The sequence below is a fragment of the Haloferax marisrubri genome (genome assembly GCF_001469875.2).
Lineage (GTDB): Archaea > Halobacteriota > Halobacteria > Halobacteriales > Haloferacaceae > Haloferax > Haloferax marisrubri.
In genome coordinates, this window is the sequence record NZ_LOPW02000001.1 from 15165 (window position 1) to 34607 (window position 19443).

Annotated in this window: 22 protein-coding genes; 10 read left to right on the forward strand and 12 right to left on the reverse strand. The window is 68.1% G+C overall.

Translation table 11 applies throughout. From position 1 onward, the window contains the following. Positions 1-25 precede the first annotated feature (25 nt). On the forward strand, positions 26-622 hold the full coding sequence (locus tag AUR65_RS00070) for an NUDIX hydrolase (RefSeq protein WP_058565787.1): 597 nt from the start codon (positions 26-28) through the stop codon (positions 620-622). Positions 623-766: 144 nt separating this feature from the next. Here AUR65_RS00070 and AUR65_RS00075 read toward each other — a convergent pair whose 3' ends face one another. Next, positions 767-1255: a DoxX family protein gene (locus AUR65_RS00075; RefSeq protein WP_058565788.1), complete on the reverse strand. Its 489-nt coding sequence runs from the start codon at positions 1253-1255 to the stop codon at positions 767-769. Between the two features lie 430 nt (positions 1256-1685). Here AUR65_RS00075 and AUR65_RS00080 point away from each other — a divergent pair, with 430 nt between their 5' ends. Together AUR65_RS00080 and AUR65_RS00085 are read left to right on the forward strand one after the other, a co-directional pair. Then, positions 1686-2468: a DUF7388 family protein gene (locus tag AUR65_RS00080; protein ID WP_058565789.1), complete on the forward strand. Its 783-nt coding sequence runs from the start codon at positions 1686-1688 to the stop codon at positions 2466-2468. A 284-nt stretch (positions 2469-2752) separates the two neighbouring features. Beyond that, complete coding sequence (locus AUR65_RS00085; protein ID WP_058565790.1) at positions 2753-3916, forward strand: NAD(P)/FAD-dependent oxidoreductase; 1164 nt, start codon at positions 2753-2755, stop codon at positions 3914-3916. Positions 3917-3960: 44 nt separating this feature from the next. On the opposite strand, the gene AUR65_RS00090 is transcribed toward AUR65_RS00085, so the two are convergent. Together AUR65_RS00090 and AUR65_RS19800 are read right to left on the reverse strand one after the other, a co-directional pair. Next, complete coding sequence (locus AUR65_RS00090; protein ID WP_058565791.1) at positions 3961-4452, reverse strand: Hsp20/alpha crystallin family protein; 492 nt, start codon at positions 4450-4452, stop codon at positions 3961-3963. Next, complete coding sequence (locus AUR65_RS19800; protein ID WP_199180541.1) at positions 4449-4607, reverse strand: DUF7559 family protein; 159 nt, start codon at positions 4605-4607, stop codon at positions 4449-4451. The genes AUR65_RS00090 and AUR65_RS19800 overlap by 4 nt, the downstream gene beginning before the upstream one ends. A 121-nt stretch (positions 4608-4728) precedes the next feature. On the opposite strand from AUR65_RS19800, the gene AUR65_RS00095 reads away from it, so the two are divergent. Then, positions 4729-6426, forward strand: coding sequence for a radical SAM protein (locus AUR65_RS00095; RefSeq protein ID WP_058565792.1), 1698 nt, complete (start codon positions 4729-4731; stop codon positions 6424-6426). Positions 6427-6601: 175 nt separating this feature from the next. Here the strand turns inward: AUR65_RS00095 and AUR65_RS00100 are convergent, their stop codons facing one another. The 5 genes from AUR65_RS00100 to AUR65_RS19805 all read right to left on the reverse strand — a co-directional run bounded on the left by AUR65_RS00100 (position 6602) and on the right by AUR65_RS19805 (position 9270). Beyond that, entirely contained in the window at positions 6602-7006 is a 405-nt protein-coding gene (locus AUR65_RS00100) for a TRAM domain-containing protein (RefSeq protein ID WP_004044168.1), read from the reverse strand. Between the two features lie 65 nt (positions 7007-7071). Further along, positions 7072-7743 (reverse strand): YkgJ family cysteine cluster protein, encoded by a 672-nt coding sequence (locus AUR65_RS00105; protein WP_058565793.1) that lies wholly within the window; start codon positions 7741-7743, stop codon positions 7072-7074. Between the two features lie 75 nt (positions 7744-7818). Then, positions 7819-8601: an MBL fold metallo-hydrolase gene (locus tag AUR65_RS00110; RefSeq protein WP_058565794.1), complete on the reverse strand. Its 783-nt coding sequence runs from the start codon at positions 8599-8601 to the stop codon at positions 7819-7821. Between the two features lie 113 nt (positions 8602-8714). Next, on the reverse strand, positions 8715-8987 hold the full coding sequence (locus AUR65_RS00115; protein WP_004044165.1) for a winged helix-turn-helix domain-containing protein: 273 nt from the start codon (positions 8985-8987) through the stop codon (positions 8715-8717). Positions 8988-9108: 121 nt separating this feature from the next. After that, the gene (locus AUR65_RS19805; RefSeq protein ID WP_199180542.1) at positions 9109-9270 is read right to left on the reverse strand and encodes a hypothetical protein; all 162 of its coding nucleotides are present in this window, start codon (positions 9268-9270) and stop codon (positions 9109-9111) included. A gap of 114 nt (positions 9271-9384) precedes the next feature. On the opposite strand from AUR65_RS19805, the gene AUR65_RS00120 reads away from it, so the two are divergent. Both AUR65_RS00120 and AUR65_RS00125 read left to right on the forward strand, forming a co-directional pair. Continuing rightward, positions 9385-10140, forward strand: coding sequence for a class I SAM-dependent methyltransferase (locus AUR65_RS00120; protein ID WP_058565795.1), 756 nt, complete (start codon positions 9385-9387; stop codon positions 10138-10140). A 70-nt stretch (positions 10141-10210) separates the two neighbouring features. Then, entirely contained in the window at positions 10211-11113 is a 903-nt protein-coding gene (locus AUR65_RS00125; protein WP_058565796.1) for a glycosyltransferase family 2 protein, read from the forward strand. Between the two features lie 6 nt (positions 11114-11119). Here the strand turns inward: AUR65_RS00125 and AUR65_RS00130 are convergent, their stop codons facing one another. After that, complete coding sequence (locus AUR65_RS00130) at positions 11120-11944, reverse strand: amidohydrolase family protein (protein ID WP_058565797.1); 825 nt, start codon at positions 11942-11944, stop codon at positions 11120-11122. Between the two features lie 174 nt (positions 11945-12118). Between AUR65_RS00130 and AUR65_RS00135 the strand changes: the two genes are divergently transcribed. The 3 genes from AUR65_RS00135 to thsA all read left to right on the forward strand — a co-directional run bounded on the left by AUR65_RS00135 (position 12119) and on the right by thsA (position 14953). Continuing rightward, entirely contained in the window at positions 12119-12769 is a 651-nt protein-coding gene (locus AUR65_RS00135) for a helix-turn-helix domain-containing protein (RefSeq protein WP_058565798.1), read from the forward strand. Between the two features lie 54 nt (positions 12770-12823). After that, positions 12824-13105: a HalOD1 output domain-containing protein gene (locus AUR65_RS00140; RefSeq protein ID WP_058565799.1), complete on the forward strand. Its 282-nt coding sequence runs from the start codon at positions 12824-12826 to the stop codon at positions 13103-13105. 285 nt (positions 13106-13390) lie between these two features. Beyond that, a complete protein-coding gene (gene thsA, locus AUR65_RS00145) occupies positions 13391-14953 on the forward strand; it encodes a thermosome subunit alpha (protein WP_058565800.1) in 1563 nt (520 codons plus the stop codon). Between the two features lie 214 nt (positions 14954-15167). On the opposite strand, the gene AUR65_RS00150 is transcribed toward thsA, so the two are convergent. The 3 genes from AUR65_RS00150 to AUR65_RS00160 are packed head-to-tail and all read right to left on the reverse strand — an operon-like array spanning position 15168 to position 17183. Continuing rightward, positions 15168-15842, reverse strand: a complete 675-nt coding sequence (locus AUR65_RS00150; protein ID WP_058565801.1) for a trimeric intracellular cation channel family protein — start codon at positions 15840-15842, stop codon at positions 15168-15170. Then, positions 15842-16630, reverse strand: a complete 789-nt coding sequence (locus AUR65_RS00155; RefSeq protein ID WP_058565802.1) for an SAM hydrolase/SAM-dependent halogenase family protein — start codon at positions 16628-16630, stop codon at positions 15842-15844. Before AUR65_RS00155 ends, AUR65_RS00150 begins: the two co-directional genes overlap by 1 nt. Position 16631: 1 nt before the next feature. Next, positions 16632-17183, reverse strand: a complete 552-nt coding sequence (locus tag AUR65_RS00160; RefSeq protein WP_058565803.1) for a nicotinamide-nucleotide adenylyltransferase — start codon at positions 17181-17183, stop codon at positions 16632-16634. A 169-nt stretch (positions 17184-17352) separates the two neighbouring features. On the opposite strand from AUR65_RS00160, the gene lonB reads away from it, so the two are divergent. Continuing rightward, entirely contained in the window at positions 17353-19437 is a 2085-nt protein-coding gene (gene lonB, locus AUR65_RS00165) for an ATP-dependent protease LonB (RefSeq protein WP_058565804.1), read from the forward strand. Positions 19438-19443: the final 6 nt, after the last annotated feature.

Here is a 19443-nt window from a genome sequence, read left to right on the forward strand (position 1 = left end):
CGGCATCGCTTTACGAATCGTGACGATGGACCTCGCGGGTGTCACCCGACACGAACCGGTGACCGTCGAAGCGGGCCGGCGGGCGGCCGTCATCGCCCCCGTCGTGTTCCGCGACGAGCGGCCGCACATCCTCTTTACCAAGCGCGCCGACCACCTCGGCGAGCATCCGGGACAGATGAGCTTCCCCGGCGGCGGGCGCGAACCCAGCGACGCCGACCTGCGGGCGACCGCGCTCCGCGAGTCCAACGAGGAAATCGGCCTTCGAGCCGAGGAGGCGGCGTTTCACGGCCGACTCGACGATATCCGGACCGTGACCGACTACGCCGTCTCGCCGTTCGTCGCCACGGTGCCCGACCGCGAGTACGAACCCGACCAGCGCGAGGTGGCCGAAATCGCGGTGCTCGCGGTCGACGACCTGACCGACCGCGCGAACTACGAGTCGGAGCGCCGGGACCACCCGCAGTACGGCGAGATTCGGCTCCACTTCTTCCACGTCGACGGCTACACCGTCTGGGGCGCGACCGGGCGGATGCTCGTGCAACTGCTCGAACTCACGACCGACTGGCGCGTCCCCGAGGAGGTCGACCGCGTGGTCGACCCCGACGCAGACTACCCGGTGTAGCGTCCCCACTCGACGTCTCGTTCTCCTCGGCGTACTGCCCCCAGCGCGCCCGCCCACGGTGTCTGAGTCAGTTCCGAAAAACAAAACCGCGTCAGCGTGTCGTCGTCCCCACGGCAACTCCCTTTCTGCCCCCCGAGTACCCCCTCAGCCGAGGAGGTACTTGAGCGCGGGGCGCTGGCGGACGAACTCCATCTTCTCGATGATGGCGTCGAGGCCGAGGATGCGGCCCGCGGCGAGGGTGCCGACGATGGCGAACATCATCAGCCCGAACAGGTCACCGTTGACCACGCCGTGGCCCCAGTCGGCGTTCCCGAGGTAGAAGAACACCATCAGGACGCCGCCGAAGAAGGCGGCGAGCCGGACGAGTGCACCCACGATGAGCCCGAGGCCGATGAGGAACTCGCCCCACGGAATCATGAAGTTCGTGAGGTCGAGGAGCCACGGAGTCGCGGCGGCCCACGCGAAGAAGCCCTGTAACGGCGAGGCGGCGGGGGCGTTCGCGAGGTAGCCCGCGGCGCTGAACGGCTCACCGGTTATCTTCCCCAACCCCGCGTGGAGGAACCAGTAACCGGTGATGAGGCGGGTCAGCACGAGCACGTAGCCCGTGACGCCCCGCGAGTAGTCGAAGTCCATTCTGTTCCCCAGCATCTCGATTTGTGCGTTAGCGGGCATCTCGGTTCACCTTACATCTGAATCGTCGGCCGCGAACCCCATATAACGGCGACGCGATTTCCGAATCTATAGAACTGGGAATCACCGAAAACGGGCGTTTGAGACTGTCACGATTCGTTTTCGACTACTAATCGAGGTCTAGAATTGTGTCCTAAATACAATCGTGTTGGCACGGCGGTGAACACGGCGGGATTTCACCGCGAGATACGTTGTCGCACGGTTCGACGTGGCTCTTCGCTGCCCTCGATGTGGGGTATATAAACGCCGACGGGAGAGCCAGCATCGCCGTCACCGACAGGGTTTTGGCCTCCTCCGCGCTACTCGTTCTCACATGGTCGCACAGACGATGGATCGCGTTCCGCGACGGTACTGAAATTTCTGTGGTGATAGTATGTTGACCGCCGAGCGTGCGGTCTCGAAAGCCGGTCTGGACGCCGTCGCACTCAAACCCGCCGAGTGCGACGTGCGCGAGGCGCTGTCGGTCCCGCTCGACATCGTGGCTATCGACTACGAGGGCCGCGAGCGACTCCCCGACGAGGACGTATTGCGCGAACTCACGGCCGAAAAAGAGGTCCGTCTGACCACGCCGGTCCGCGCCGACGGCTTCGACCCCCTCGGCGACGACTCGCTGTACGAGTGGCTCCCCGACGGGATTCGGCAGGTGCTCGTGGCCGGCCACGGCGCGTATCTGACTGACGACGAGGTGGGCCGCGCGGTCGCCCCCCGGCTCCGCGCCGCCCGAGAGCGCGCGCCCGACGCGTGGGTCGGCACCGAGGGCATCGAGCGAATCGCCCTCGCCGCCGGCGGCACGCAGTACGAACTCCTCTCGCGGTCGACCCGCAGGGACGTCCGGGCGCTCCGGGCGGCCGGCTTCGACGGCGAGGTCGCGCTCTACGCCCCGACCGCTCTCACCGACGACGACGACGAGATTCTCGACGCCGTCGGCGCGTACGTCTCACGTCGCCGCCCCGTCGCTCGCGCGCTCCCCGACGACGCCGCGACCGACGCCTCGGCGCAGGGTCGCGCCCGCGAGGTGCTCCTGAAGGCCGCGCGCGACTACGCCCTCATCGGCTCCGTGGCCGACGTGCGGCGGCGAATCGACGACCTCCGCGACGCCGGTATCGACCTCGTGGTCGGGTACCCCGCCCGCGGCGTCGACGAGTTCGCCGAGTAGTCCGTCGCGCCGCCCGCGCTCGTCCCGTCTCCGAACCGAGCACCGGAGGCCTTTTACGCGGTCGCCGGAGAGGACAGGTGACGGCACGGTCAGGTGGCTCCTTTCGGACCCACGTGGTTTCCACGTGGGCCACGGCCGGCTGACCTACCCCGTCTCTCTACACATCCTGAGCGACTGCGCCGCGCGCATCGACCGACTACGCGCCCGACGACTGGCGGCGACTGACGACGACCACGAGACCCAGAGCAACCGCCATTCAAGTCGGTCGCCGACCCAGACGAGGTATGGACACACCAGCGCGCGTCGCCGTCGTCGGCGCGGGCGCGGTCGGCCTGACGACCGCCTTCGACCTCGCCGAGCGCGGGGCGCGAGTCACGCTGTTCGAGCGCGACACCCCGGGCGGCGGGTCGACGGGCCGCGCTGCAGGCATCTGCTACGACGCCTATGCCGAGGATATCGACGTGGCCGTCGCCGATAGCGCGATGGCTCGATTCCGGCGTCTCTCGGGCGAGGGCGGATTCACTCTCCACGAGACGCCGTACGTCTTTCTCGCGCGAGAGGGCGACGACGCGGCGGCCGCGGCGCTCGAAGAGTCGGTCGAGCGAATGCGCGTCCACGACCGCGCGGTGTCGCTCGTCGGAGCCGACGAACTGGCCGACCGGTTCCCGATTCGGACCGACGACGTGCTCCTCGCGGGCGTCGCCGAGAACGCCGGTTGGGCCGACCCCGCGGCCTACGTGGACCTGTTCGCCGAGAAGTGCGAGTCGGCCGGGGTCGAGTTCCGCGTCGGCGACGCGGTGACGCTCCGAACCGACCCGCCGGGCGTCGCCGTCGACGACGTGGTGACCGCTCGCTTCGACGCCGTCGTCGTCGCGGCCGGCGTCCACTCGCGCCGCCTGCTCGCCGAGGCGGGCCACCCAATCGCGCTCAAACCCTACCGGGCGCAGGCGCTCGTCGCCGGCTGCGACTACCGCGGGCCGACCGTCTACGACGCGACCGACGAGTCGTACCTGCGGCCGCACCCCGCGGGCGTCCTCGCGGGCGACGGCGTCGAACCGGTCGAACCCGACCCCGACGACTGGGACCCGACCGCGGACGACTGGTTCGTCGCCGACGCCCTCGACGCGGTTCGACACCGGACGGCGGTCGGCGACGCGGGCGAGTCAGAGCCTCCGAGTGCGACTGACCCGGAACTCGACCGCGCGTGGGCCGGCCTCTGCGGGGCGACCCCGGACCGGAACCCGCTCGTCGGCGCGGTCGCCGAGGGCGTCTACGTCGCCGCCGGCTGGCACGGCCACGGCTTCATGTGGGCTCCGGCAATCGGCGAGCGACTCGCGGAGGCCGTGCTCGGCGACGGTCAGGAAGCGATTCCGGACGCGTTCGACCCCCGTCGCTTCGACGGCGACGAGGAGTTCGCGGTGGTCGAGGGGATGACGCTCGACGACTAACGAGAAAAGGAGGCGCGTCGCGGGCGTCGCCGCCGAAACGTAGCTCAGGCGTCTTGGTCGTCCACGTCGCCGAAGTCGTCGGCTTCGTCGTCCACGTCGGACTCGATTTCGGCCTCGCCGTCGTCTTCTTCTTCGGTCACGGCGATGTCGCTCGCGCGTTCGTCCTTGGGAATCCGAATCTGGAGCGTGCCGTTCTTGCCGACCGTGGCGGTTCCCTCGGCGGCTTCGACCGAGGCGTCGGAGGGGATAGTCGCCTTCCCCGAGAGGGTGAGACCGCGGCCGGGGAACCGCATCTCGTAGCCCTCGTGGAAGTCGCGGAAGCGGTCGATGCGAATCTCGACTTCGCCGTCGAGGAAGCGGACCTGCACGTCCTCGGCGCGGGCGCCGGGCGCGTCGAAGACGACGAGGTAGGCGTCCTCGGATTCGAGCAGGTCGTGGGCGAGCGGCTTGCGCTCTTGCATCTGGCTGACGCCGCGGCCGACTCGTTCGAGGACGGCGTTCGCCGCCGACTCGCCGTACTTCCGCAGGTCGCTCATAGCTGTATCTCCTCCAGGTCGCGGGACTCGCCGCAGTACGGACAGGAGAAGTCCGCCACCGTCACGTCGTCGGGCATGTCGTAGGTGTAGTGCAGCTCGAACATGTCGAGTTCGCAGTCCTCATTGGCGCACTTGACTTCGAGGGTCGCGGGCATGGCCGTCAGTTACGCTCCCACGCTCATAAACGCGCGGGAGGCGGAAGCGGCCCCACGACGCGGCGCGGGGCCGCGACCGCCGACCGGTTGCGTTTTCCGCGTCGAACCCGAACCGCGACCGATGACTGACCCCGCCGACCTCACCGTGACTATCGTCGACGGATACGTCGACGAGCCGGCGCACTTCGGCGTGCCGCCGTACATCTCGACGTATCCGAGGTTCACCGCGGGTGCGGTGGTCGACGCGGGCGTCCCCGAGTCCAACGTCGTCTACCACACCATCGACGAACTCCGCGAGGACAGACAGAAGTGGCGCGACGTGGCCGACGCCGACCTCATGATTTACATCGGCGGCATGACCGTCCCCGGCAAGTACGTCGGCGGGACGCCCGCCGAACCCGACGAGGTGCGCGAACTCGCGTGGGTCGCCGAGGGAACCGCCCTGATGGGCGGGCCGATTCGCTTCGGCGTCGGCGACGAGAACGCGGGCGGCCAGGACATGGAGCGCAAGAACCTCGACTACGACTTCGTCGCCAAGGGCGACATCGAGGCGGCCGCCTACGACCTCGTCGACTCCGGGCTCGAAGGCTTCGGCAACCGCATGCGCGACAACGAGGAACTCGACCGCTGGGCCGCCATGGGCGCGTTCGTGGTCGAACAGCACCCGAACCACCCCGACCACCTCATCTGCGAGATGGAGACCTCGCGGGGCTGTGCCTACCGCTGTTCGTTCTGTACCGAACCGCTGTACGGCAACCCCGCGTTCCGCACCGCCGACTCCGTCGTCAAGGAGGTCGAGAACCTCTACAACCGCGGCGCGCGACACTTCCGGCTCGGCCGGCAGGCCGACATTCTCGCGTTCGGCGGCGACGGCGAGGCTCCGAACCCCGACGCGCTCCGCCGGCTCTACGGCGGCATCCGAGAGGTCGCGCCGGACCTCGGCACGCTCCACCTCGACAACGTCAACCCCATCACCATCGTCGGCTGGCCCGAGAAGTCCCGCGAGGCGCTCCGCATCATCGCCGAACACAACACGGCCGGCGACACCGCGGCGTTCGGCCTCGAATCCGCCGACCCGCTGGTCCAAGAGGAGAACAACCTCAACGTCTCCGCAGACGAGTGTTTCGAGGCGGTCAAAATCGTCAACGAGGTCGCCGGCTGGCGGCCCGGTGACGACCCCGCGGACGCGCCGACCCACGGTTCGGACGCCGCGAACCGACTGCCGAAGCTCCTCCCCGGCATCAACCTCCTCCACGGGCTGAAAGGCGAGCGCGAGGAGACGTTCGAGCACAACAAGCAGTTCCTCCAGCGCGTCTACGACGAGGGCCTCATGGTCCGCCGCATCAACATCCGGCAGGTGATGGCGTTCGACGGCACCGACATGTCCGACACGGGTGCCGACATCGCCCGCGACCACAAACAGCTGTTCAAGACGTACAAAAAGGAGGTCCGCGAGGAAATCGACCGGCCGATGCTCCGCCGGGTCGCGCCCGCGGGGACGGTCCTCCCGAACGTCCACCTCGAATACCACCAGGACGGCCGGACGTTCGGTCGCCAACTCGGCACCTACCCGCTTTTGGTCGGGATTCCGGGCGAGCGCGAACTCGGGAAGACAATCGACGTGGCCGTCGTCGACCACGGCTACCGCTCTGTCACCGGGGTTCCCTACCCGCTGGACTTCAACGAGGCGTCGATGGACGAACTCACCGCCATCCCCGGCATCGGTCGCTCGACCGCCGGCGACATCGTGGTGAACCGTCCCTACGCCGACGCGGCCGACGTGGGCGTCGACGCCGACGTGACGAAGTACGTTCAGTAGTCGCTTCAGGACTCAGAAGCTCATTCTTCACGTGCAATCGCGCTCTCTCTGTGCGCCTGACGCGACCGGCGTGTTCACTCGCAAGCGTGGTGCGTGATTCACTTGCAGTCGTGGTCTGTCGGCGGCGGGAGACACGTCCCGGCGAGGCGAGCCGCGTCGAACGAAAAGAGCGCCGTCAGAAGTCGTCTTCGACGACTTCGCCGACGGCGAAGTTAGACTTGACTTCGGTGATTTCGACCTTCACGCGCTCGCCGACTTCGGTGCCGGGGACGATGATGACGTAGCCGCGTTCGACGCGGGCGATACCGTCGCCCTGCTTGCCGATGTCCTCGATTTCGACGTAGCGGAGTTCACCGGCTTCGACGGGCGGTTGCGGCTCGTTCGTGGGCGTCGGTCCGGCGTTCGGTTCGGACTCGGCGGGTTCGTTCGACTCGCGGGAGATGAGCGCGACGCGGTACGTCTCGCCGGGTTCGACGGTCCCGGTCTCGACTTCGCGGCGCGGAATTTCGACGACGTAGCGGTCGTCCTCGGTGCGAACGTCAGCATTGAACAGACACAGGAGTTTATCTGAGATTTCCACCGTAAGACCTCCAATATGTGGTCAGGCCGGAGTGTTAAAGATGTACCGCAGTCACCGGGATTCGACTACTGAACCCGCGTCCCGTCGGGCCGTTTCGCGCCCTCCGAGTCGTGGACGACGACCTCGCCCGGACCGGTCTCGACCGGTTCGTAGGCGTCGGTGACGCCTCGCGCCTCGCGGAGCTCTCGAATCGCCCGCTCTTTCAGCGCCCGTGCCAGTTCCTCCGCGTCCTCCCGGGAGATGTCCCGGCCGAGGCCCTCGCACTCGTGCGCGCGGACGACGCCTTCCTCGTCGACGGCCTCGCCCATCGGCTGGCTCGTGCCGCCGAGGGCGACGCTGAACGGGTAGGTCTCGCAGATGAGCGGGCGGTCCTCGTGAACCTGACAAGCGCCCCGCCCGGAGTCGTCTTCCTCGTAGAATCGGCAGTCGCCGCAGGCGGTCGTCTGGAGCGCCCACTCGAACGTCTCGCCCTCGGGGCCGTCGTCGCCCTCGGCGAGGCCGTAGGGCATCGGTCGGGCCACGTCCCGCCACTCCATCGGTTCCGGTCCGGCGTCCTGCAGGGCGCGCACCTCGTCTGGGAAGACGGTCGCCGTGTGCGGTTCGGGGCCGTCGTCGCCCTCGTAGCCCTTGCAGCAGGCCCCGCAGCGCGTGCACTCGAAGCCGATGGACTCGATGGCGTCGGCGAGTTCCGACACGTCGAGGTCGCGGGCGCGGTCCAGTTCGGCGTCGAGGTCCATACCCGCGATGCGGGCGCGAGCCCAAAGAGGGGCGCGGTTTTTCGCGGGGGAGCGGACTCCGAATCGGCGCGCGCCCTATCGCGGTTCGACTCGTTCGGCCTCGGAGTCCCAGCGGACCCGACGCTCTGCGGCGAGTTTCTCGATGTGCGCGACGACCGTCGCGCGGGCGAGGTCGCGCACGGCGGACACGTCCTTGTCGTAGGCGGCGTCGGTCACATCGTCCGGGGTCGCGTTCCCGGCGCGCACCGCGTCGAGGACGGCCCGCTCGCGGTCGTTTCGGTGCGCGACGAGTCGCGCGAGCGTCGCCCGCGGGTCCGTGATTTCGGGGCCGTGACCCGGAAGCAGTCGCTCGGGACCGCGCGCGTGGAGTCGCCTGAGCGCGACGAGGTAGGCGCGAACGTCGCCCTCGGGCGCGCCCACGACGACGCTCCCCTCGGCGACCGCGAGGTCGCCGCAGAGCACGTCCTCGCCGGCGACGAAGCTCACGTGGTCGCGGGCGTGCCCCGGCGTGTCCAGCACCTCGACGCCCGCGCCGACGGGGACGGTCGTCCCCTCCGCGAACGTTCGGTCCGGTTCGATTCCGGTCGCGGCCGAAAAGGCGCGCTCGCGGCCGCGACGACACCAGACCGTCGCGCCGGTCTCGCGGGCGTAGGCGGCCACCGCGCCGACGTGGTCCGCGTGGGTGTGGGTGACCGCGAGATGGTCGACGCCCTCGCGCGCGACGAGTTCGTCGAGGTCGTCGGTGCGGGCCGCGGGGTCCACGAGCAACGTGTCGCCGCCGTCGGCGACGAGATAGGCGTTCGTCGCGCCGGTCGGCGCGCGGGTGGCGACGGGGACGGAGACGCGTGTGACGTGCATGGCGGCGGCTACGCTCGCCGCTGGGTTAGGTGGTTCGAGAGAAGTGGTGGCTTGGTCTGCGGGAGTGCGCCCCCGCGGGCGGTGGTCTGTCGCGCTATCGGTGGACCGCGCGCTTACGTGTTGAGGAAGTAGACCTGCTTTCGCGCGTCCTTGAAGGAGTAACGCGAGCCGACGAGGTCAGACTCTTCGAGACGGTTGAGCGCGTAGCGGACGGTGCGGTCCGGCAGCAGCGACTCCTCCGCGAGCTGGCCCTGCGAGAGGGGCGCGTCGCTTTCGAGGACTTTTGCGACGAGCTTCGCGCTCGGGGGAAGCTCGCGGAGGCGCTCTCGGAACTCGGCTTCCGAGAGCAGGTCTTCAGTATCTGGCTCTGCAGTGGTGGTGCTCATACCCGTCACAGTCGGTTGCTCCGTGTTAAGGGTTAGCTACAAGTGTGTGAAAAGAATCCAGACACATAATACACATATTAATATCGTGCGTTTGTTGGAAAATCGCCCGCGAGTGGGCTTCTCACTCCACGTTTCGCATCGTATCGACCGATGGAGTGCCGAGTCGATAGCTCCCGAGCGGCGCGTGGCACTCCGGGCAGTGGACGACGAGCCACCCTTCGCTGACGTGCCGTGTTAACTCGTCGGCCTCGCAGGTCACGCCGCAGTTTCTACATGTTGGCATATAACATGCTACGCGCTCAGTAGAGGAAAGCCTCTCTCTCGCCGCCCGCCGAACCCCGCTTCCGCACCGCGTATCCAGTACCGTTTTAGGCTCCCCCCCGCGAGTATGCGTAGCGTGAAAGGAAAGGAGTGGTACCAGGCCGACGAGGTCGCCCAGGAGTACGACTCGAAGCGGTTCTCCAAGGGCGGTCGGCTCATCGACCGGCGAGAGAAGGAGGCGGTCCTCGCGGCACTCGGCCCCGTCGAGGACAAGAACATCCTCGAAATCGCCTGCGGGACCGGCCGGTTCACCGTGATGCTCGCCCAGGAGGGGGCGAACGTCGTCGGACTGGACATCTCGCGGGCGATGATGGTACAGGGGCGGGAGAAGGCCCGCAGAGCGGGCGTCGCCGACCGCATCGAGTTCCTCCGCGGCGACGCGGCGCGGCTGCCGTTCCCGGACGACCACTTCGACGCGGTGTTCGCGATGCGGTTTTTCCACCTCGCGGACACCCCGGCGAAGTTCTTAGCCGAGATGGCCCGCGTCTCGAAACAACAGGTGTTCTTCGACACCTTCAACGACGGGAGCCTCCGGGTGGCCTACAACTGGCTGCTCCCGATGGGGTCGCGGCTCTACTCGGAAGGCGACGTGCGGCGACTGCTCGGCGACGCCGGACTCGACCTCGCCGACGCGAAACACGATTTCGTCATCCCGTTCGGCTTCTACCGGAAGGTCCCCAACGGCATCGCACAGCCCTTCCGCTCGCTCGATCTCGCCGTCGGCGACTCGCCGGTCGGCGACGACCTCGCGTCCGTGTCGTACTGGAACGCGCGGGTCGAGTCCGCCGACGAGCCGTCCCGCGCGGCGACTCGGGCGAGCGACGCCGAGTGAGCCGTTCTCACGGCAGATTTTAACACGGTTCTCGATTCACATTTAAGTACGTCCACCGCAACTGTCGGGTATGGATCTCTCGGTTGTGCTCCCGACGCTCAACGGTCGGGACCGGCTCGCCACCAGCCTCGACGCGCTGGCCGAGCACGCCCCCGACGCGGAAGTCGTCGTCGTCAACGGCCCCTCCGCCGACGGCACGACCGGGATGGTGAGAGAGCGCGACGACGTGGACGTGCTGGTCGAAATCTCCGACCGCAACCTCAACGTCGCCCGCAACGCCGGCCTCGAAGTGGCCGGCGGCGACGTGGTGGCGCTTCTCCGATACGACCTCTCCGTCGAGTCGTCGTGGCTGTCGGCACTCGAAGACGGCATCGGCGACGCCGACGTGGTCACCGGACCGATGCACCAGACGCTCCGCAACGGCATGACGACCGAATCCCTCGAACGGAACGCCATCGGCGGTCGCACGGTGACGTACTTCAACGGCGGCAACGTCGCGTTCCGCCGCGAGGCAATCGACGCCCTCGACGGCTTCGACGAGTACCTCCAGACGGGCGGCGCGCGCGACGCGGCCCACCGCCTCGCCGGCTTCGACCGCTCCGTCGCGTGGGCACCCGAGATGTGCGTCCGCCGCGAGTTCGAGGCCGACGGCGGCATCTCCGAGCGCGACTGGGGCTGGAAGTACCGCTCTCTGACCTATCGACTCGTGAAGAACTACGGGGTCAGACCGGGGACGGTCAAGCGGACGGCGAAACACGCGATTTCGGACGGTGTCGACGCCGCCCTCGGCGTCGTGAAAGGCGACGTGACGCCCTCGGGGTGGGCGGGGACCGGCCGCGACGTGGTCGGCGGCATCGCCACGGGCGTCTCAGACGGGTTGGTCGCCCGCGCCCGCGACCGGACCAGAGCGCGCAACCCCCACGGCCAGTCGAAGCGCGCCGACCGCGCCGTCGCCCGATACGACTGGCGCTGACTCGTTTTACCGCTCTCCGGGAGCGAGCGCCTCGATGACCCGCGCCGCGTTCTTCGAGAACGCCTTCGCCAGCGCGTCCTCCGACACGTCGAGCGTCAGAATCTCCATGACGCCCACGTTCGGGTGGGTCTCCGGTGCGCCGCTACCGAACAGCACGCGGTCCGGGTGTTCGAGGAGCGCGCGTTCGAGCACGCTCCGATAGCGGACGAAACTCGTGTCGAGGTAGAGGTCGTCGTGGTCGTCGAGGAGGTCGATGGCCTCGTCCATCAGCCCGCGGTCGAGCGGGAAGCCGCCGAAGCTCGATAGGATGACCGGGAACCGGCCGAGGAGCGACTCGGCGACGGCGCTCGGCTCGAACACCTGTCCGCCCTCGACGAAGACGGGAAGCCCGACGTCCTCCAGCATCGCGAGCGTCTCGTCGTCCGGGAGCCCGTCGACCGCCGGCGCGAGCGAGAACCCGTGGAAGCGGTCGTCGTAGGCGTACTGCTCGATGTCGTCGGGGTCGGCGTGGTGGTCCGCCCGCGACGACGTGAGGTTCCGGAGCCGCGCGGAGGCCCGGCCGCTCGGGTCGCGCGGGCCGTTGATGCGGGCGAACGCCAGGAACGGCCGGTCGACGCTCATCCGCGCGACCGCGTTGTTCGGGCGGAGGTAGCTCCCCTCGACCCGCTGTGCGCCCGGCGAGACGACGGCGCGAACGACGCCCGCCTGATGCAGTTCGCGCTCCAACCGCTCGGGGCTAATCTCCCGCCCGCGCGCCGCGACCGACTGTTCGTCGGGGTCGAGGCGGGCGTTCACGTCCACGACCCTGAACCCGTGTTCCAACTCCAGCATTGTCGAGTCACTCACCGGTGTGCGCCAAATAGGTTGCAGAATCCGCCGCCGTCGTTTCACCGAGCCCACAGTTCCGGGTCGTTCGTTCACCGACGCGTGACGTTCATTCCTTCACGACGGTACGGAGAGACGCTGAGACGCAGTTTTTTGGCCTACCCCGCGCATCTTCAACGCGTGTGCCTCATCGTCGAGGTCGTCGCGCCGTTGTCCGCGCTCCCGTTCGGGCCCGCGGTCGAGGAACACGACGTCGAACTCGAACTGGAACGCTCCGTCCCGACCGCCTCGCAGGCGGCGTCATTCGTCTGGGTTCGCGGCCCCGAGGCGGCGTCGTTCGGAGAGGCGGTGCGGTCGCTCCCGAGCGTCGACGACCTCACGCTCGTCGAATCCGTCTCGGACCGGGCGCTCTACGGCGTCACGTGGAACGTCTCCGAGACGCCTATTCTGGCGGCGTTGGTGGCGCGGGACGCGGTTCTCCTGGAGTGCCTCTCGACCGCCGACTCGTGGTGGCTCAAACTTCGGGTCTCCTCGCACCGCGTGCTGACCGACCTCAGACGCGAGTGGGCGGCCCACGGCATCGACACCGAGTTCGACCGCATCACGTCGGTCGCGGCCGAGGAAGCCCCGGCGAGCGACGGACTGACCGACACGCAACTGGAAGCCCTGCTTCTCGCGCTCGAACGCGGCTACTTCGACGAGCACAGAGACACCTCGCTGGACGAACTCGGCACGGAACTCGGCATCTCGCGGCAGGCGGTCGCCGCCCGCCTCAAACGCGCCTACCGGACGCTCGCAGAGCGGATTCGGGACGAGCGACCCCCACAATAACGGGTTACATAGTCAACCCACACCAATAGGTACTACACTACCGATTCGGACTGTATGGACGACCCGCTCGAAGATGGAGCCGGGTCCGTGGTAACCACCTCCGTCGAACGGTACGACGAGGTGGCGGTCGCCATCGCCTCGGCGGTCGCGACGGCCACGGAACTCAGCCCACTCGAACTCCCGCCGCTCTCGGAGATCGGCGTTGACCCCGAAGCTCTCGACGTTCTCTTTCACCCTTCTCACGACCCGTCTCGACGGTTCTCGTTCCAGTACGCTGGCCATCTCGTCTCGCTGTTCGGCGACGGGACGCTCACCGTCGATCCGCTCGACGACTAGCGACGCGTCCGAATCGAGCGCCGTCCGAGCGCGTCGTCGCCCGAGTCCGGTCGTCCAACGGTCTCGTCGTCCAGCCGCCACCATCGTCCGCACACCGCCCACTCCAGCGTGACCTCGTGCTCCCGAACGCGCCCTCGTTCAGCCGGCGATTCGAACCACGGTCGCCTCGCATTCGAATCCGAAAACCGTCGCCCTGTCGTGCGATTTCGTAGCTCACTCTCGCCGAAACGTATTTATAGAACTGCAATCGTTGATAGCGGTTGAGGTTTCAACATGGCTTCACGAATGCAGCAACCGTTATACATTCTCGCAGAGGGGACGAACCGAACGCACGGCCGCTCCGCGCAGGATTCCAACATCCGCGCTGGGAAGGCTGTCGCCGAAGCCGTACGGACCACACTCGGCCCGCGCGGCATGGACAAGATGCTCGTCGACTCCTCGGGCGAGGTCGTCATCACGAACGACGGCGCGACCATCCTCGAGAAGATGGACATCGAGCACCCCGCCGCGCAGATGATCGTCGAAGTCTCCCAGACCCAAGAGGAGGAAGTCGGCGACGGCACGACCACCGCGGCCGTCCTCACCGGCGAACTCCTCGCGCACGCCGAGGACCTCCTCGACGACGACCTCCACCCGACGGTCATCGTCGAGGGCTACACCGAGGCCGCCCGCATCGCCCAAGACGCCATCGACGACATGGTCCTCGACGTGACGCTCGACGACGACCTGCTCCGCAAGGTCGCCGAATCCTCCATGACCGGCAAGGGAACCGGCGACGTGACCGCCGACGTGCTCGCTAAACACGTCGTCAAGGCGGTCCAGATGGTCCACGGTGACGGCGACGGGGCCTTCCACCGCGACGACGTTCGCGTGCTCACCCGCACGGGCGCGTCCTCCTCGGCGACCGAACTCGTCGAGGGCGTCGTCCTCGACAAGGAACCCGTCAACGAGAACATGCCCCGGGCCGTCTCCGACGCGACCGTCGCGGTCCTCGACATGAAACTCGACGTCCGCAAGGGCGAGGTCGACACCGAGTACAACATCACCTCCGTCGACCAGCTCACCGCGGCCATCGACGCCGAGGACAAGGAACTCCGCGGCTACGCGGCGGCCCTCAAGGACGCCGGCGTCGACGTGGTGTTCTGCACCAAGTCCATCGACGACCGCGTCGCGGGCTACCTCGCCGACGCGGGCATCCTCGCGTTCAAGAGCGTGAAGAAGTCCGACGCCCGCGCTCTCGCCCGCGCGACCGGCGCGAAGCGCCTCGGCTCGCTGTCCGACCTCGACGAGTCCGACCTCGGCCACGTCGACTCCGTGAGCATCCGCACCTTCGGCGACGACGACCTCGCGTTCGTCGAGGGCGGCTCGGCGGCGAAGGCCGTCACGCTGTTCCTCCGCGGCGGCACCGAACACGTCGTCGACGAACTCGAACGCGCCATCCAAGACGCGGTCGACGTGGTCGTCGCCGCCATCGACAAGGGCGGGGTCGTCCCCGGCGCGGGCGCGACCGAAATCGCCATCGCCGACCGCATCCGCTCCGAGGCCGCCGGCATCGAGGGCCGCAAGCAACTGGCCGTCGAGGCCTACGCCGACGCCGTGGAGGCGCTCCCGCGCACCCTCGCCGAGAACACCGGCATGGACCCCATCGACGCGCTCGTCGACCTCCGCGCCCGCTACGAAAACGAGGGCATCGCCGGCATCATCTCCTCGGGCCGCAGCGGCGAAATCGGCGACCCCGTCGAACTCGGCGTCATCGACCCCGTCGCGGTCAAGCGCGAAGCCATCGAGTCCGCGACTGAGGCCGCGACGATGATCGTCCGCATCGACGACGTCATCGCCGCCAAGTAACCGAACCGCCCGCAGAACACTCTCCCCCACCCACCGGCGGTGCGTTCTGCCGCCGGGCCACTTCGTGTCGCTTTTTCCGTCGTTTTGCGTTCCTGTGGCACCTGTTCGACACCGAGTGCGAAGCCAACGCAGACGCGGGCCGCTCTGTCGAACGGCACCTGTGACACGAGCGAGCGAGAATCGGCTATCGGTTTCTATCCTCCGCTGCGCCGGCTCAGACCCGCGGCAACCGCCAGTCGTAGCGGAGCGCGAGCAACCGCACCGAGAAGACGACCGCGGCGCACAGCCCCGAGGGGACGCCGGTCGGCGCGCCGACCGCGCGGGCCGCGAGGAAGGCGAGGCCGCCGACGACGGCGGGCGTCGCGTAGAAGTCGTCGCGGAGGACGACCGGCACGCGCCCGATGAGGATGTCGGCGATGGAGCCGCCGCCGACGGCCGTGATGGTCGCGAGGACGACGACGCCGAACGACGTGACGCCGGCGTCGACGCCGACGAGCGCACCGGTCGCCGCGAACGCCGACAGCCCGACCGCGTCGGTGGTCAGGAACGCCGGATGGTCGCGCACGCGCCCCTCTATCGAGTGGATGAGGACGATTGCGAGGGCGACGCCGACGAGCGCGACGCTCATGTCCCACGTCCCCGCGAGCGAGGCCGGTAGCCGGTCGACCAGCACGTCGCGGGTCGTCCCGCCGCCGAGAGCGGTCACGACGCCGAGGACGGAGACGCCGAACACGTCGAGACCGGCTTCGGCGGCCTTGAGCGCCCCCGCGACCGCGAACGCGAGGAGACCGACGACGTTCATGACGGCGAAGGGGTCGATTTCGGGGACGACGACGGAGGCGGGGGCGACGGCGGAACTGAGGGCGGGGACGGAGACGAGAACGCCCATCAGTCGACCCGGAGTTCGACGCGGTCGCCGGGCGCGAGGCCGAACGCCTCGTCGCCGCGGCCGTGGTTCACGTCGCACTCGACGTTGCCGTGACTGCCGACGGTGAGCAGTTTCTCGCCGCGCGGGACGGCCTCGAACGTGCGACCGACCGGAACCGACTCGCCGTTTACTGAGACGGCCTCGACCGCCGCGTCGCGGACGAACTCGCCCGGGACGTTGGTGATGCAGTTGCCGAAGTCGTCGACGACGAGCACCTCGCCCGTCGCCTCGCGGCCGTCGGCCGAGACGGTCGCCTCGGGGAGACGGCACTCGGCGAGCGAGTCGAGCGCAATCGGGTCGAAGCGGTCGACCGACCCGAGCGCCGACGCGCCCGCGACGTGGGCGTCGGCGGCCGCGGGCGCGAACACGTCCCGTCCGTGGAAGGTCGTCGAATCGGGGTTCGGAACGTCGATTTCGTAGGCCTCGGCGGGCGCGCCGTCGGCGAGTTCGGCGGCGACGCGTCGCGCCGGCGGGCGGAGGACGCCGTTGTCGGGGCCGACGAAGACGTGGTCGCCGACGCGGAGAACCACCGCGCGGCGGTCGGTCCCGACGCCGGGGTCGACCACGACGAGGTGGACCGCGGGCGGGAAGTACGGAAGCGTCTCGCGGAGCCAGAAGGCGGCCGCGCGCACGTCCTGCCGCGGGAGGTCGTGGGCCACGTCCACGAGTCGGGCGTCGGTCCGCGAGAGGACGACGCCCTTCATCGCGGCCGGGTACGCCAGTCCGAAGTCGGACGCGAGGGTAATCATCTCAACAGGGGTTCGGGTCGCGGTCCTCGTCGTCGCCGAGGCGCTCCGAGCCGTCGGTGGCCGTGACGCGCTGGAGGCGCTCGATGCCGTCGATTTCGCGGACCACGTCGGCCACCTCGTCGGGGACGAGCGACTCCCAGTCGCGGTCTTCTATCATGCGCTGGCGGACCTCCGTGCCCTCCAGCACCTCGCGGTTGAACATGGGCGACTGGTGGACCTCGACGCCCGCCTCTTTGAACAGTTGGATGACGAGCGGGTTGTTGGAGTACGCCACCTCGAACGCGGGGGACATCGACTGGACGTGACTGACCCACACCGAGTTGCGGTCGAGGTCCTCGATGGGGACCGCGTAGGTCGTGATGTCGAAGTCGGAGACGGCCTTGTTGACCATCATGATTCGCTCGCCCGCGGTGAACGGGTTCCGCGGCGAGTGCGAATCGCCCGCGGACCCGATGCCGAGGACGAGTTCGTCGACTTCGGTGGCAATCTCTTCGACCATTCGGTGGTGGCCGTTGTGGTACGGCTGGAATCGGCCGATGTAGAACCCCCGCATGCGTCGGGCGTTAGTCCGGATTACTTATAAATACGCCGAGTTACGAGAATTCCGGTATTCCGGTGGTAGGACGGTCGAAACCCGAGGTTACGGCAAGGTACGCCGGATGCACCCGGGGAGAAAGTATATCAGTCGCAGGGCCTACGTTAGAAGTAGCGACGACAGTTCTATGAGTAACGATACGAACACCGACGACAGCCTCCACGAGCGGGAGGATTCACCCGACGACGCGCCCTCGGAAGAGGGTATCGACGACGGGGGGACGCTCCAGCACGACGAGGCCGAAGAGGTCGATAAGAAGACGATCGACGACCTCGGGAGCGATGTCGAAATCGACGCCGACGTGGCCGAGAACGTGGACGAGGACGACCTCCTCGGTGGTCTCCAGATAGAGACGACCGACGAGATTCCCGTCCCGGACCGCCTCGTCGACCAGGTCATCGGGCAGGAGCACGCCCGCGACGTCATCATGAAGGCGGCCAAGCAGCGCCGCCACGTCATGATGATCGGCTCCCCGGGGACGGGGAAGTCGATGCTCGCCAAGGCGATGTCCGAGCTTCTCCCCCGCGAGGAGCTTCAGGACGTGCTCGTCTACCACAACCCCGACGACGGCAATCGCCCCAAGGTCCGCACGGTCCCCGCGGGCAAGGGTGACCAGATCGTCGAGGCGCACAAAGAGGAGGCACGCAAGCGCAACCAGATGCGCTCGTTCCTCATGTGGATCATCATCGCGGTCGTGCTGGGCTACTCGCTCATCATCGCCCAGCAGGTCCTGCTCGGCATCCTCGCCGCGGGTATCATCTACCTCGCGTTCCGCTACGGCTCGCGCGGCAGCGACGCGATGATTCCGAACCTCATCGTGAACAACGCCGACCAGAAGTCCGCGCCGTTCCAGGACGCGACGGGCGCTCACGCGGGTGCGCTCCTCGGCGACGTCCGCCACGACCCGTTCCAGTCCGGCGGCATGGAGACGCCCAGCCACGACCGCGTCGAACCCGGCGCGATTCACAAGTCGAACAAGGGCGTCCTGTTCATCGACGAGATCAACACCCTCGACGTGCGCAGCCAGCAGCACCTGATGACGGCCATCCAGGAGGGCGAGTTCTCCATCACGGGCCAGTCCGAGCGCTCCTCGGGCGCGATGGTCCAGACCGAACCCGTCCCGACGGACTTCATCATGATTGCCGCGGGTAACCTCGACGCGATGGAGAACATGCACCCCGCGCTCCGCTCCCGTATCAAGGGCTACGGGTACGAGGTGTACATGGACGACACCATCGAGGACACCCCGGAGATGCGCCGCAAGTACGCGCGCTTCGTGGCCCAGGAGGTCACCAACGACGGCCGGCTCCCGCACTTCACCGAGGAGGCGGTCGAGGAGCTCATCCTCGAAGCCCGCCGCCGCGCCGGTCGCAAGGGTCACCTCACCCTCGAATTCCGTAACCTCGGCGGCCTCGTCCGCGTCGCGGGCGACATCGCTCGCGGCGAGAACGCCGAGCTGACCACCCGCGACCACGTGCTGCAGGCGAAGCGCCGCGCGCGCTCCATCGAGCAGCAGATCGCGGACCAGTACATCGAGCGCCGCAAGGACTACGAGCTGTCGGTCAACGACGGCTTCGTCACCGGCCGCGTCAACGGCCTCGCCGTCATGGGCGAAGACTCCGGTATCATGCTCCCCGTGATGGCCGAAGTCACGCCCTCGCAGGGCCCCGGACAGGTCATCGCGACCGGCCAGCTCAAGGAGATGGCCGAGGAGTCCGTCCAGAACGTCTCGGCTATCATCAAGAAGTTCTCCAACCAGGACCTCTCGGAGATGGACGTGCACGTGCAGTTCGTCCAGACCGGCCAGCAGGGCGTCGACGGCGACTCCGCGTCCATCACGGTCGCGACCGCCGTCATCTCCGCGCTGGAGGACATCCCCATCGACCAGTCGGTCGCCATGACCGGCTCGCTGTCGGTGCGCGGCGACGTGCTCCCGGTCGGCGGCGTCACCCACAAGATCGAAGCCGCCGCGAAGGCCGGCTGTTCGACGGTCATCATCCCCGCCGCCAACGAGCAGGACGTGATGATCGAAGACGAGTACAAGGAGATGGTCGACATCATCCCCGTCTCGCACATCAGCGAAGTCCTCGACGTCGCCCTCGAAGGCGAACCCGAGAAGGACTCGCTCGTGGACCGCCTCAAGAGCATCACCGGCTCCGCCCTCAACAAGGGCCAGGGCGTCAAGGGGCCCTCCAGCCCCAGCCCGCAGTAACGCCGG